This window comes from Paenibacillus xylanexedens, from assembly GCF_007676705.1.
Lineage (GTDB): Bacteria > Bacillota > Bacilli > Paenibacillales > Paenibacillaceae > Paenibacillus > Paenibacillus xylanexedens_C.
Window position 1 is genome coordinate 1 of record NZ_VEBF01000988.1, and the last position, 217, is coordinate 217.

General features: G+C 50.7%; 1 protein-coding gene. It reads left to right on the plus strand.

From position 1 onward, the window contains the following. Window positions 1-217 (plus strand): hypothetical protein (locus tag FS628_RS31845; RefSeq protein ID WP_186328090.1); only part of this gene is annotated, 217 nt, incomplete at both ends.

The following is a 217-nucleotide window of genomic DNA, read 5'->3' on the forward strand; positions in this document are numbered from 1 at the left end:
AGGGACAGGGTAAATGAGGTGTTGGATAAAGTTTGTGAGGAGGAGGATGCGGTAGGTATCGGATTCGATATGGAGGGGGATGGTGTGGTAGAGCGTGTTTCGGGAATAGAGAAGGATAAGGATTTGGGTGTGGAAATAGATGAAGTGGAAGGTGAGGGGGATGATGGGGAGGTTGAAGGTGTTGGGAGAGGGATTGAATGGAGGGTGAAGGTGGGAG